Raw genomic sequence first — 13349 nt, 5'->3', positions numbered from 1 at the left:
CTCATGCCTCCACCTTGCCACCGCGCAGCTCCGTCACGACGAGATGAAGATGCGTCCGGAGCATCGCCTTGATCTCGTCGAGGAGCGATGGGGTATACCGATCGGCCCCGAGCCGGCGCAGAACCACGGCCTCGGCGACGCGCAGAAAAATGCCCTGGCCGATGAGGAGAAAGGTTCTGAGGCGCACAGTCTCGCTGTCGGGATCGAGGCCGGTCGCGATGCCGAAGTTGAGGCACACCGTGCGGTGCATGCGCTCCATCACCTGCGCGTAGATGATGTCGAAGGCTGCCGTCGGGCTCATCTGCTCGCGCAGGATGAAACGGGCGACGCGGCGCATGTCCTCGTGGCCGACGATGACGTCGACGATCGTGTCGAAGGCGAGCTCGAGATGGGCAAGCGCCTCCTGCGGGTTCGCGGGCGGGGCGGCGTTGACGATCTGCGGCGCGCGCTCTGCGATCCGGCTTCCCATGATCGCGGCGACATGGCCGGCGACGGCGAGATAGAGCTCCTCCTTGCCGCCGAAATGATAGGAGATCGCGGCGACATTGGCCTTGGCGAGCTTGGCGACATCGCGCACCGAGGCGGCATGCAGGCCGCGCTCGCCAAAAAGCTCCAGGGCCGCATCGAGAATGCGCTCGCGCGTCGTGTCGCCCGGAACGTTGGCCGGGCTCGCCGGCGAGCGGCGGGGCGCTGCGGGTCCCTCCGCGGGCGTTCTGGACGCGCCGGTGGCATTCTCCGAGGATTTCGGCCGGCGAGCGCCTTCCTTGGGATGCATCATGGGGGGCTGCAGCATGGAAGGCTGCGACACGGGGTTTCTGCTCATGGAGAGGACTTTCCGGCCTTTGATCTAGGCGTAATCATCAATCAAACGATCGTTTAAGTCAAACGTTCGTTTGATTTCGCAAAGTCGTGGCTGCGCAGGCCCACGGAACATGCTAGCCGGGGCGCGGAAGGGCGGTCGCCGCCACCGGGGAGCCGGACGGCAGTCGCACCCGGGGACAGAGACGGCGGTTGCCGCCACCAGGGGAGGCGGGATGTGACTTACGAGGAATTCAAAGCTTTCTGTGGCGCGCTGCCGGCAACGACGCATGTCGTGCAATGGGGCGGGGCCGATGTCTGGAAGGTCGGCGGCAAGGTCTTTGCGATCGGCGGCTGGCACGAGGAGCGGCCGGCCTTCACCTTCAAGACGACCGAAATCTCGTTCGAGATTTTGAAGGAGGAGCCGGGATTGCGCCCAGCGCCTTATCTCGCCTCGCGCGGCCTCACCTGGATCCAGGATTTTGCGCAAGGCCTCTCCGACGAAGACCTCCGCGCCTATCTCCGCGCCTCTCACCGCCTGGTGGCCAACGGGCTTTCGAAGAAAAAGCAGAAGGAATTGGGTCTCGACCAGGAGGATGGTGAAGGCTGGGTGCGCTGAAGGCCTCAAAAGAAAAGGGCACGATCGTTGCCGATCATGCCCTTCGAAAAATCTGCGGCCGCGCTCTTTAGGGGCGAGGCCGCAGGTGGGCGGAGCCTAGTGGCGCGGGGCCTGGAGGTCGAAGCGGTCGGCCTCCATCACCTTCGTCCAGGCGGCGACGAAGTCCTTCACGAACTTCTCCTGGCTGTCGGCGCAGGCGTAGACCTCGGCAAGCGCACGCAGCTGCGAGTGCGAGCCGAACATGAGGTCGACGCGCGTCGCCCGCCATTTGACCTCGCCGGTCTTGCGATCGCGCCCCTCATAGGTGCCGTCGGCGATGGGCTGCCATTGCGTCGCCATGGTGAGGAGGTTGACGAAGAAATCGTTCGTCAACGTGCCCGGCCGGTGGGTGAAGACGCCGTGCGGCGCGTTCTGATAGTTCGCGCCGAGAACGCGCATGCCGCCGAGAAGCGCCGTCATTTCCGGGGCGGTGAGCGTCAAAAGCTCCGCCCGGTCGACCATCGCTTCCTCCGGACGCATGAACTGCCGACCGCTCAGATAATTGCGGAAGGCGTCGGCACGTGGCTCGAGGGCGCGGAAGGAATCGACGTCCGTCTCCTCCTGGCTCGCATCCATGCGGCCCGGCGTGAACGGCACGGCGACATCGACGCCGGCATCCTTCGCCGCCTTTTCCACGGCTGCGGTGCCACCGAGCACGATGAGATCGGCAAGCGAGACCTTCTTGCCGCCGGTCTGGGCGGCGTTGAAGTCCGCCTGGATCTTTTCGAGTGCCTGCAGCGCCTTGGCGAGCTTTTCCGGCTCGTTCGCCTCCCAATCCTTCTGCGGGGCGAGACGCACGCGTGCGCCATTGGCACCGCCGCGCTTGTCGGAGCCGCGGAAGGTCGAGGCCGAGGCCCAGGCCGTCGAGACGAGCTCTGAGACCGACAGGCCGGAGGCGAGGAGTTTGGCCTTGAGATCGGCGATGTCCTCAGCATTCACCAGCTCGTGGTCGACCGCGGGGATCGGGTCCTGCCAGAGCAGCGTTTCCTGCGGCACGAGCGGGCCGAGATAGCGGACTTTCGGGCCCATATCGCGGTGGGTGAGCTTGAACCAGGCGCGCGCGAAGGCATCGGCGAACGCGTCGAAATCCTCGTGGAAGCGCCGCGAGATCTTCTCGTAGTCCGGGTCGAAGCGGAGCGCGAGATCAGTCGTCAGCATTGTCGGCTTGCGGAAGCGGCTCGGGTCATGCGCATACGGGATTTCCGCCGGCGCATCCTTCGCCACCCATTGATAAGCACCGGCCGGGCTCTTTTCGAGCTCCCATTCGAAGCCGAAGAGATTGTCGAAGAAGTAGTTGCTCCATTGCGTCGGCGTCTGCGTCCAGGTGACCTCCGGACCGCCGGTGATGGCGTCGTCGCCGAAGCCCGTGCCGTGACCGCTCTTCCAGCCGAGGCCCTGATCCTCGATCGCCGAGCCTTCCGGGTCCGGGCCGAGAAGCGAGGGATCGCCCGCGCCGTGCGTCTTGCCGAAGGAATGGCCGCCGGCGATGAGCGCGACGGTCTCTTCGTCGTTCATCGCCATCCGGTAGAAGGTCTCGCGGATGTCCTTCGCCGCCGCGACGGGGTCGGGCTTGCCGTTCGGACCTTCCGGGTTGACGTAGATGAGGCCCATCTGCACGGCCGCGAGCGGCTCTTCGAGCTGGCGCTCGCCGGAATAGCGCTCATCGCCGAGCCAGGTGCCTTCGGGGCCCCAGTAGAGCTCTTCCGGCTCCCAGACATCGGCGCGGCCGCCGGCATAGCCGAACGTCTTGAAGCCCATGGTTTCGAGCGCGACGTTGCCGGCGAGCACCATCAGATCGGCCCAGGAGATCTTGCGGCCGTATTTCTGCTTCACCGGCCAGAGGAGCCGGCGCGCCTTGTCGAGGTTGGCGTTGTCGGGCCAGGAATTCAAAGGCGCGAAGCGCTGCTGGCCCGCCCCGGCGCCGCCGCGCCCGTCGGTGATGCGATACGTGCCGGCCGAGTGCCAGGCCATGCGGATCATCAGGCCGCCGTAATGGCCGAAATCGGCGGGCCACCATTCCTGCGAATCCGTCATGACCTGTTTCAGGTCCGCAATGACGGCGTTGAGGTCGAGGCTCTGAAATTCTTTCGCGTAATCGAAATCCTTGTCCATGGGATCGGACAAGTCTGAGTTGCGGTGCAGCGTCGAGATGTCGAGCTGTTCGGGCCACCACTCGCTGTTGCGGGCACCGCGTTTGCCGCCACCGAACGGGCAGCCGCCGGAACCGTCGTCTACTTTCGCATCCATGAGTGCCTCCTTGGACGTTTCTATCAGGAGCAGAAATTATCTGCCGCCGGGCGATAGGTGAAGCCTTCTTTTTATAATCGCTCTAATAAGAAACGCTGATGACGTGCTTGCGCGGTGCGTGAGCGTCATGGTCGATGCGGTTTTTTGGGGGGGGGGGGGACAGCATGCGGCGGCTGGGAGCCGAGCTCACCAAAGGAAACGGCCGCCGCGATGTGCCGCGACGGCCGTCGAAAAGAGATGGGTCAGGCCGAGGCCAGGGTGTCGTTGCGCGTCCGCCCGCGAGGAGCCTGGAAGCGCTTCTCCGCAAGCTCAGGCCTGCGCGCGAAGCGCCTTGCCCGAAAAGCCCGTCTAGCGCTGCTTCACCACGATCGGTACGAGCAGGTCGCCCCAGAAGCCGTCTTCGGAATGGTGGCGGGCGGTGCGCTGCAATTCGACCGAAAGGCCGGCATCGACGCAGCCGATTACGGCCTGATTCAGCCGGTGCAGTTCGTTGGCGAGCACGCGGATGGCCGCCTGCTGCGCGTCAGTCATTTCGGACGAAAGCGCTTCGGCGCGCTCCTTCACCGGCGGTTTGGTCAACATCGTCTCCACTTTCTTTGCGCGCCCAGTTCGGTCGCCGGGCTCAATTGCGACCGCGGGAGAGGATCGCTCTCCCGCGGCCTTTAGGTTGCGCGTCTTCTGACCGGAAAATCAACCCGGTCACGCCGCGCGCGTTTGGGCCTTCTCCTCCCCGGAGTGGAACTGGGCGGATTCCGTTGATTCACCCATAGCTGTGGTCGACGACAGGCCGCCCGTGATTGCCATCGACACGGCGTCGAAATAGCCGGTGCCGACTTCGCGCTGGTGGCGGGTCGCCGTGTAGCCGACGGATTCCGCTGCGAATTCGGCCTGCTGCAGCTCCGAATAGGCCGCCATCTGGCGATCCTTGTAGCCGCGGGCGAGCTCGAACATGCCGAAGTTCAGCTGGTGGAAGCCGGCGAGCGTGATGAACTGGAATTTGTAGCCCATCGCACCGAGCTCGCGCTGGAACTTGGCAATGGTCTCTTTGTCGAGATTCTTCTCCCAGTTGAAGGAGGGCGAGCAATTGTAGGCCAGCATCTTATCCGGATGCGCCTTGCGCACGCCTTCGGCGAAGCGCTTCGCCTGTTCGAGGTCGGGCTTCGACGTCTCGCACCAGATGAGGTCGCAGTAAGGGGCGTAAGCGATGGCGCGGGCGATGCAGGGCTCGAGCCCGTTCTGCACCCGGTAGAAGCCTTCCGCCGTGCGGCCGGCGTCGTAATCGACGAAGGGACGATCGCGCTCGTCGATGTCGGAGGTGAGAAGCTTCGCCGCTTCCGCATCCGTGCGGGCGATGACGAGGCTCGGCACGCCGCAGACATCGGCCGCAAGACGCGCCGCCGTCAGGTTGCGGATATGCGCGGCCGTCGGGATCAGGACCTTGCCGCCGAGATGGCCGCACTTCTTTTCAGACGCGAGCTGATCCTCGAAATGCACGCCAGCCGCGCCGGCCTCGATATAGGCCTTCATGATCTCGAAGGCGTTGAGCGGGCCGCCGAAGCCGGCTTCCGCGTCGGCGACGATCGGGGCGTACCAGGTGTCGACCGAATGCTTGCCTTCGGACGTCTCGATCTGGTCGGCGCGCTGGAAGGTCCGGTTGATCTTGCGGGCGAGCTCCGGGCCGGAATTGGCCGGGTAGAGCGACTGGTCGGGATACATGGCGCCGGCGACATTGGCGTCGGCCGCGACCTGCCAGCCGGAAAGGTAGATGGCTTTCAGGCCTGCACGCACCATCTGCATGGCCTGGTTGCCGGAGAGCGCGCCGAGAGCATTGACGAAGTCGTCTTCATGGAGAAGCTTCCACAACCGGTTGGCGCCGTGCTCGGCCACCGAATACTCGATCTTCAGAGATCCGCGCAGCCGCTTCACATCCTCTGCGGTATAGGGCCGCTCGATCCCCTCGTAGCGATCGGCCGGAGCGTTCGGAAGAAGGCTCTGAAAATCGGTCATGTCAATCTCCTTACTAGACTTCTTGTGTCTGTTCCCGTCTTTGTGAGCCTCATTTACAATGCGGCGCACAAAATGCCAGGGCGAAAAGCCGGAAAATCGCGTGAAACGGGTGAACTTGTAAGTCTTGCACGCGCGTTTTTGTCGAATTTGTAAGGAATTTACAAAGTCTCGCGGCGGCCGTAAGTTGGCAGACGTTGCAACGACGCGGAGGGGGAGGCGATCGTGGCGGAACGCAAGATATTCGCAGGTCCGCGCATCAGGCGTGTCAGAAACGGCCTCGGCCTGACCCAGGCCGACATGGCCGAAGCCCTCGGCATCTCTTCAAGCTACCTGAATCTCATCGAGCGCAACCAGCGGCCTCTGACCGTGCAGGTGCTGTTGAAGCTGCAGGCGGCGTTCAAGATCAGCGCGAGCGAACTCAAGCTCGACGAGGAGGGGGTCGATCTCGATGCTCTCAAGGCCGTGTTCGCCGACCCGCTTCTGGCCGCGGAAGTGCCGAGCCCGTCGGAGCTGGAAGAGGTGGCGGAGGCGGCGCCCAACGTGGTGCGCGGCATCTCGCGTCTCTACGAAGCCTATATGGAAGGGGCCGGGCGGCTTTCGGAACTGTCGCAGCTTCTGGCCGAAGGCGGCGAGATCCGCACCGAGATGGGCGCGCGACTGCCCTTCGACCGGGTCGCGACCTGGTTCGAGGAGGCGGGGCCGTGGTTTCCCGAACTCGAGGAGACCGCAGCCGCGCTGGCGGAGGAGCTGACCCCGCGCGACGATCCCTTCGCCGCCTTGAAGGCGCATCTGCGCGAGCGCCACGGCATCGATCTCAGGATCCTGCCCGCCCATGCGCTGCCGGACGAGCGCGCCCGATTCGATCGCCATTCGATGCGCTTCTTCATCGCCGAATCCGTGCCGCTCGTCGATCGCGCCTGGCTCGTTGCGCTGCAGGTCGCCTATTCCGGCCATACGCCGCTTTTGAACAAGCTCGCCGCCCAGGCCGCGCCGAAGGATACGGAATCGCAGCGTCTCCTGCGGGCGGGCTTCGCGCGTCGTCTCGCCGACGCGATCCTGATCCCGGCCCCACGCCTTGCCGCGGCGGCGCGCGAATTCCGCTTCGATCTCGCCGGGCTCAGCCAGCGCTTCCAGACCCGCAATGCCCGCATCATGGCGCGCCTAGCAGCCCTTGCCGGCAATCCGGAGGGCGACGTCGACGAGGCCGCCCTCGTCGTGCTCGACGGCGCCGGCACCGTGATCACCCGCATCCGAGGCGCGGGTTTTCCCTTTGCCCGTTTCGGAGCCGCCTGCGGGCGCCTGCCGATTTTCGACCGGCGGACGGAAAGCGGCGTGCTCGCGGCGCGTCTGTCTTTTCCCGACGGGGCGACCTTCTTCGCGCTCGCCATGCGGGAATCCGAAGCGCTTGCCGACAAGACGCTGCCGCCGCCTTTGCGGGCGACGCTTCTCGTCTTCCCCGAGCGTTTCGCCGAGGCGACCGTCTATGATTTCGTGCGCTCCGCCCCGGCCCGGCCCGTCGGCGTAACGTGCCGGCTGTGCGAACGGGAAGGTTGCGCCCATCGTGCCCAGCCGCCGGCGACCCGGCCAGCGAGCCTGCACGATTACCGCATCGGCAAATCCGACCGGGAGATCCCTTGAGAGGAAAATCCCGACGCACCTGCGACTTTCGTTACCCTGAAACGCGGCGTTTTTGGCCTCGCGGCGATTGAAGCTTGCCGCGGCTTGCCCCTATGTTGCCAGGGAATGGCCGCTATGCGTGCAGTGAAAGCCCACCAACAGGGGAGGTGCTCTTGTTCAGAGCTCTTTGTCTCGTCTCCACCCTGGCGATCGTCGCTGCCTCCGGCAGTCCGGCCTTGGCCCAGGACGAGGAGAAAGTCGTCAACGTCTACAATTGGTCGGACTATATCGACGAATCCATCCTTGAAGATTTCACCAAGGAAACCGGCATCAAGGTCGTCTACGACGTCTACGATTCCAACGAGATCCTGGAAACCAAGCTGCTCTCCGGCGGCACGGGCTATGATGTCGTCCTGCCGTCCGCCTCGCCGTTTCTCGCCCGCGAGATCCAGGCCGGCGCCATGCAGAAGCTCGACAAGTCGAAGCTCCCCAATCTCAGCCATGTCTGGGACACGATTGCCGAGCGGGTATCGAAATACGATCCCGACAACGAATACTCGGTCAATTACATGTGGGGCACGACCGGCATCGGCTACAATGTCGATATGATCAACGAGCGCATGCCCGATGCGCCGGTCAATTCCTGGGATATGGTCTTCGACCCTGACGTCATCTCGAAGTTTCAGGATTGCGGCGTCTACATGCTCGACGCGCCGACAGAGATGATCCCGGCCGCCCTCAACTATCTCGGCCTCGATCCGAATTCGACGAAGCCGGACGACATCGACAAGGCGGAAGAGTTGTTGAAGTCCGTGCGCCCTTACATTCAGAAATTCCACTCCTCCGCCTATATCGATTCTCTCGCCAACGGCGACATCTGCATGGCAGTCGGCTGGTCGGGCGACGTGTTTCAGGCGATCGATGCGGAGGCCGAAGGGATCAATGTCAAATACGTGATCCCGAAGGAGGGCGCGCAGATGTGGTTCGACCAGATGTCGATCCCGGCCGACGCGCCGCATCCCGACAACGCTCATGCCTTCATCAATTACATCCTGCGTCCCGATGTCATCGCCAAGGCGTCGAACTATGTCTTCTATGCCAACGGCAACAAGGATTCGCAGCAATATCTCGATGAAGAGATCATCGGCGATCCGGCGATCTATCCACCGAAGGACGTGATGGACAAGCTCTACACGGTCGACCCGTACAATCCGAAGGCGCAGCGGCTCATCACGCGCGCCTGGACGAGCGTCAAGACCGGGCAGTAAGAGGCCGCAAAATGGCCGGGCAGGAATCCTGCCCGGTCTTCAACGAGGGAAGGGTTACGTATGGCCAAAATGCTCGGGCCCGTGAGGCGCGCTTTTCAGCCGTGGAACGATCCGAGTCAGCCGCCCTTCATCGAATTCAGGAACGTCACCAAACGCTTCGGCGATTTCACCGCCGTCGACAACCAGTCGATCACCGTCTACGAGCGCGAATTCTACGCCCTGCTCGGGCCATCCGGCTGCGGCAAGACCACCTTGTTGCGGATGCTGGCCGGCTTCGAAGAACCGAGCGAGGGCGAGATTTTTCTGGATGGCCGGCCGTTGACGGGCGTGCCGCCGCACAAGCGGCCCGTCAACATGATGTTCCAGTCCTACGCGCTCTTCCCGCATATGAACGTCGCCGACAACATCGCCTTCGGTTTGAAGCAGGAGGGGATGGCGAAGGCCGATATCGGGGTGCGCGTCGACGAGATGCTGCGCCTCGTCAAATTGCAGGATTTCGCCCGCCGCAAGCCGGCGCAATTGTCCGGCGGCCAGCAGCAGCGCGTGGCGCTCGCCCGTGCGCTCGCCAAGCGCCCGAAGGTGCTGCTTCTCGACGAGCCCCTCGGCGCGCTCGACAAGAAGCTGCGCGAGGAGACGCAGTTCGAGCTGACCGACCTGCAGGAGAGCCTCGGCCTCACCTTCCTCATCGTCACGCATGACCAGGAAGAGGCGATGACCATGGCCGACCGCATCGCCGTCATGGATCATGGCCGCGTCATCCAGGTGGCGACGCCGGCCGTCATCTACGAGGCGCCGGCCTCGCGCTACATCGCTGATTTCGTCGGCGACGTGAACATTTTCGAAGGCCGCATCGCGCATCTGGAAAATGGCGGCCTGACCATGACGACGGCGGCCGGCTTTACGGTCGAAGTGGCGGAGATGCCGCAAGGCGTGGCCCGCCCGCAGGCCGGCGAGACGATCTGGTTCGCCATCCGGCCTGAAAAGATGGTGATCAGCCACGAGCGGCCGCCAAACGCCACCACCAATGTCATCGAAGGCGAAGTCTGGGATATCGGTTATCTCGGCGATGTCTCGATCTACAACATCAAGCTCGATTCCGGCGATGTGGTGCGCGCGACGCGGCTCAACGCCTCGCGCGAAGTGGAGCGTCCGCTCACCTGGGAGGACCGGGTCTTCCTTTCCTGGCGGCCGGACGCCGGCACCGTTCTGGTCCGATAGGGGGTCGGCGTGCACGCTTTGCGCAGCTTTTTCGCCCGCCGCATCGTCATCGCCATTCCGTATCTGTGGCTCGCCGTCTTCTTTCTGGCGCCGTTTCTGATCGTCCTGAAGATCTCGTTTTCCGCGACCGCGATCGCCATGCCGCCCTATACGCCGGTCTTCGACGGGCTTGCGACGCTTTGGGAGAGGGCGAAGGATCTCTCCTTCGACAATTACGTCTGGCTGACGGAGGATGCGCTTTACATCAAAGCCTATCTTTCCTCGGTCAAGATCGCGCTCATTTCGACGGCGATCACGCTCCTTATCGGCTATCCTCTGGCGCTTGCCATGGCGCGCGCGCCGGACCGCATCCGCCCGCTCCTCTTGATGGCGATCATCCTGCCGTTTTGGACCTCGTTTCTGATCCGCGTCTATGCCTGGATCGGCATCCTGAAGCCCGAGGGTCTTTTGAACCAGCTGCTTCTGTCGCTCGGCGTCATCGACCAACCCCTCACCATTATCAACACGGATTGGGCCGTCTATATCGGCATCGTCTATTCCTATCTGCCCTTCATGGTGCTGCCGCTCTACGCCACCTTGGAGAAGATGGATTACCGGCTGATCGAGGCCGCGAACGATCTCGGCGCGACGCCGCTCGGGGCTTTTTGGAAGATCACCGTGCCTTTGTCGGTGCCGGGCATTCTGGCGGGTTCGCTCCTCGTCTTCATTCCGGCGGTCGGCGAATTCGTCATCCCGGATCTTCTCGGCGGCTCCGACACGTTGATGATCGGGCGCACGCTCTGGGTCGAGTTCTTCTACAATCGCGACTGGCCGGTCGCGAGCGCGGTTGCGATCGTGCTCCTGCTGCTCCTCGTCGTGCCGATCGTCATTTTCCAGAAGATGCAGCAGAGGGCGTCGAGCTGATGCGCCGCTTCACATCCTTCAATCTGGTCGCGCTCGTCTTCGGCCTTGCCTTCCTCTATCTGCCGATCCTCATCCTGATCATCTATTCCTTCAATGCCTCGCGCATCGTCACCGTCTGGGGCGGGTTTTCGACGCGCTGGTATGTCGAGCTCATGCACAATCAGAGCATTCTCGATGCGGCCTGGGTGACGTTGCGTGTGGGGCTTTTGTCCGCGACGCTCGCCACCTTCCTCGGCACGCTCGCGGCGCTCGCTCTCGTGCGCGGGGGGCGGTTCTGGGGACGCACGCTCTTTTCCGGCATGGTCTTCGCGCCTCTCGTCATGCCGGAGGTGATCACCGGCCTGTCGCTCCTGCTTCTCTTCGTGGCGGTCAATTTCGACCGCGGCTTCTGGACGGTGACGATCGCCCATATCACCTTCTCGATGTGCTTCGTCGCCGTCGTCGTGCAGTCGCGGCTTCTCTCCTTCGACCGCTCGCTGGAAGAGGCGGCGCTCGATCTCGGGGCGACGCCGGTGAAGACCTTCTTTGCCGTCACGCTGCCCTTGATCGCGCCTGCCGTCGTCGCTGGCTGGATGCTCGCCTTCTCGCTCTCGCTCGACGATCTCGTCATTGCGAGTTTCACGACAGGCCCGGGCGCCACCACCTTGCCGATGAAGATCTACAGCCAGGTCCGCCGCGGCGTAACGCCCGAGATCAACGCGGTGTGCACCATCCTCGTGGCGCTGGTGACGCTGGGCGTACTGACGGCCTCGATCCTCGGCAAGGCCCGCGCCCCGGCGCGGGCTCCATAGACGTTGACGCCATCGGGCAGTGCGGGCCTTAGTTCGAGGCGGGCGCGCTCGAGGTCAGTTCCGGGCTTGCCAGCGTGCCGATGATGTCGACCGGGATTGCCGGCTGATCCGTCTTCGGCGTGAGCGTTCCGGACAGGTCGAGGCGACGGTCACGAAGACCGATCTCGCCGGCAAGCGAGGCGGTGTAGCGCGATGTCTCCACCAGGCCGTCGGTGAGTTCACACTGCCCCTCGGCGAAGGTGAGGCCCGCCTTGAGCTGCGTGAAGGGCGTGCTTGCGGTTGCCTTGAGGAGCGGCTGTGCCCCGCCTTCAGGCGCTTTTGCTGCGGCTTCGAGGTCGAGATAGGGCAGGCGGCCGTTCTTGGCGTCGACAGTGAGGCGCCCGGTCGCGGTCTGCAGCATGGCGCCGACATCTTCTCCGGAGCCGGTCAGTTCGACCATGACATCGGCCGTCCCCTCGATCGGCGCGGTGCCGAGCATGGAGGTGAGGCCCGCGGTCTTGAGCTCGTGGGCGCGCAAAGCGGTCTGCAGACGCGGCAGGCCGTCATCCACATCGAGGGTGATGTTGCCGCTGAGGCGCCCCCCAGAAAGCTCCGCCTCGCCGATCGTCAGAAGGGCGTGGCCGTTCTGGACGAGAAGCGATGCCCCGACCTGATGCAAGCGGGCCGCATCGACCCGGACTTCGCCGGCCGAGACGCGAAGATCGGCCTTGAAATCGTCGAGCCAGCCGGTGGTGAGGCGCGTCTTGAGGATCGCCGGCGCCTCGCCGTCGTCGACGCTGAAGAGATGATGCAGGACCGGCGTCGTATCGAAGGAGGGGAAGGCGAGCGTCCCGGACATGGACGGCGTGCCGGTGAAATCGAGCCGCAGGGCGCCCTTGCCCGAAACGCCGTTCAGATTGAGGGTGGCATCGGAAAACGTCGCCATATTGCCGGCGATGTCGGCGTCGCTATCGAGGCGAATGGTCTGAAAGGGCGAGGCTTCGGCATAACGGTTGCTGAACCAGGAGAGCACTGTGGGTGCGTCTTCGAGGTTGAGGGCGAGCCTGCCGAGGAGATGCGGATCGCGCGGGTCGCGCACGGTCCCGCTGAAGGAGGCGTTGAGGCTTTTCGCCTGCACATCGAGATTGAGCGTCGTTTCGCCGGCCCGGATGAAGCGGTAGGGCTGCTGGGCGGAGGCGGTGATGCGCATCTCTTCGCCATGCCGCACGAAGCGGCCGGAAACTTCGATCGGTTTCCTGACGCTGTCCCATTGCAGATTGAGGTTGACCTTGGAGAAGACCTCGCGGCGTCCGCTTAGTTCGTCGCTGTAGACGATGCGCCCGTTCTCGATGACGAAGGAGCCGAGGCGCACATCGCCGGCAAAGGCCAGTTGCAGCGCGGCGGCACTCGTGTCGAAATCCCAGCTCTCCGCCCCGTCGGCGGCACGGCGCAACGAAATCACGGGAGCGACGATGGTGAAATCCTCGATCTCGACCTCACCGATGAGAAGCGGCAGGAGGCGCACCGAGGCTTTGAGGAAGGCCATCTGGACGAAAGGCGTGTCATCGCCCGGAGGTCCGGCGATCTCCACATCCTTGAGCTTGACGCTGAGGCGCGGCAGGAGCGTGATGACGGCTTCGCCCTCGAGCGAGACTTCCCGCCCGGTCCAGGCCGATATCTGCTCGGCGACCCGACGCTTGACGTCTTCGGGCGAGACGAGTTGGCTAGCGAGGAATGCCAGCCCGCCCACGAGAACGACCAGGAGGCCGAGGGCGATAAGCAGCCGCCGCATCATGGGGACCTATCTCCGTTGTCATCGCGATAGGGGCTTTGCCGCCCGAAGGCAAGGCGCTTGGGGCTTTC

Annotated in this window: 11 protein-coding genes; 6 read left to right on the top strand and 5 right to left on the bottom strand. The window is 64.1% G+C overall.

The genetic code is table 11. The features are described from left to right. Nucleotide 1: 1 nt before the first annotated feature. Nucleotides 2-823, bottom strand: coding sequence for a CerR family C-terminal domain-containing protein (locus NYQ83_RS07765; RefSeq protein WP_261213762.1), 822 nt, complete (start codon nt 821-823; stop codon nt 2-4). A 213-nt stretch (nt 824-1036) separates the two neighbouring features. Between NYQ83_RS07765 and NYQ83_RS07760 the strand changes: the two genes are divergently transcribed. Beyond that, on the top strand, nt 1037-1417 hold the full coding sequence (locus tag NYQ83_RS07760) for an MmcQ/YjbR family DNA-binding protein (protein ID WP_261213761.1): 381 nt from the start codon (nt 1037-1039) through the stop codon (nt 1415-1417). A gap of 96 nt (nt 1418-1513) precedes the next feature. Here the strand turns inward: NYQ83_RS07760 and katG are convergent, their stop codons facing one another. From katG to aceA, 3 genes are all read right to left on the bottom strand, one after another. After that, a complete protein-coding gene (katG, locus tag NYQ83_RS07755; protein ID WP_261213760.1) occupies nt 1514-3703 on the bottom strand; it encodes a catalase/peroxidase HPI in 2190 nt (729 codons plus the stop codon). A gap of 348 nt (nt 3704-4051) precedes the next feature. Continuing rightward, nucleotides 4052-4285 (bottom strand): hypothetical protein, encoded by a 234-nt coding sequence (locus NYQ83_RS07750; protein WP_092809024.1) that lies wholly within the window; start codon nt 4283-4285, stop codon nt 4052-4054. Nucleotides 4286-4402: 117 nt separating this feature from the next. Further along, the gene (gene aceA / locus NYQ83_RS07745) at nt 4403-5710 is read right to left on the bottom strand and encodes an isocitrate lyase (protein WP_092809025.1); all 1308 of its coding nucleotides are present in this window, start codon (nt 5708-5710) and stop codon (nt 4403-4405) included. 222 nt (nt 5711-5932) lie between these two features. Here aceA and NYQ83_RS07740 point away from each other — a divergent pair, with 222 nt between their 5' ends. The 5 genes from NYQ83_RS07740 (at nt 5933) to NYQ83_RS07720 (ending at nt 11507) form a co-directional block, all read left to right on the top strand. Further along, complete coding sequence (locus NYQ83_RS07740) at nt 5933-7348, top strand: short-chain fatty acyl-CoA regulator family protein (RefSeq protein ID WP_164879624.1); 1416 nt, start codon at nt 5933-5935, stop codon at nt 7346-7348. Nucleotides 7349-7500: 152 nt separating this feature from the next. After that, nucleotides 7501-8595, top strand: coding sequence for a polyamine ABC transporter substrate-binding protein (locus NYQ83_RS07735; RefSeq protein ID WP_246008463.1), 1095 nt, complete (start codon nt 7501-7503; stop codon nt 8593-8595). A 60-nt stretch (nt 8596-8655) separates the two neighbouring features. Further along, a complete protein-coding gene (locus NYQ83_RS07730) occupies nt 8656-9813 on the top strand; it encodes an ABC transporter ATP-binding protein (RefSeq protein ID WP_261213752.1) in 1158 nt (385 codons plus the stop codon). A 9-nt stretch (nt 9814-9822) separates the two neighbouring features. Then, the gene (locus NYQ83_RS07725; protein ID WP_128292225.1) at nt 9823-10716 is read left to right on the top strand and encodes an ABC transporter permease subunit; all 894 of its coding nucleotides are present in this window, start codon (nt 9823-9825) and stop codon (nt 10714-10716) included. Further along, on the top strand, nt 10716-11507 hold the full coding sequence (locus NYQ83_RS07720) for an ABC transporter permease (protein WP_409976963.1): 792 nt from the start codon (nt 10716-10718) through the stop codon (nt 11505-11507). The genes NYQ83_RS07725 and NYQ83_RS07720 overlap by 1 nt, the downstream gene beginning before the upstream one ends. A gap of 28 nt (nt 11508-11535) precedes the next feature. Here NYQ83_RS07720 and NYQ83_RS07715 read toward each other — a convergent pair whose 3' ends face one another. Beyond that, nucleotides 11536-13281, bottom strand: coding sequence for an AsmA family protein (locus NYQ83_RS07715; RefSeq protein ID WP_261213750.1), 1746 nt, complete (start codon nt 13279-13281; stop codon nt 11536-11538). Nucleotides 13282-13349 lie beyond the last annotated feature (68 nt).

It is taken from the genome of Afifella sp. JA880 (assembly GCF_025379905.1).
GTDB classification, from domain to species: Bacteria; Pseudomonadota; Alphaproteobacteria; order Rhizobiales; family Afifellaceae; genus Afifella; species Afifella aestuarii.
The sequence above is the reverse complement of the archived record's forward strand: the minus strand, read 5'-3'. Positions and strand labels throughout refer to the sequence as shown.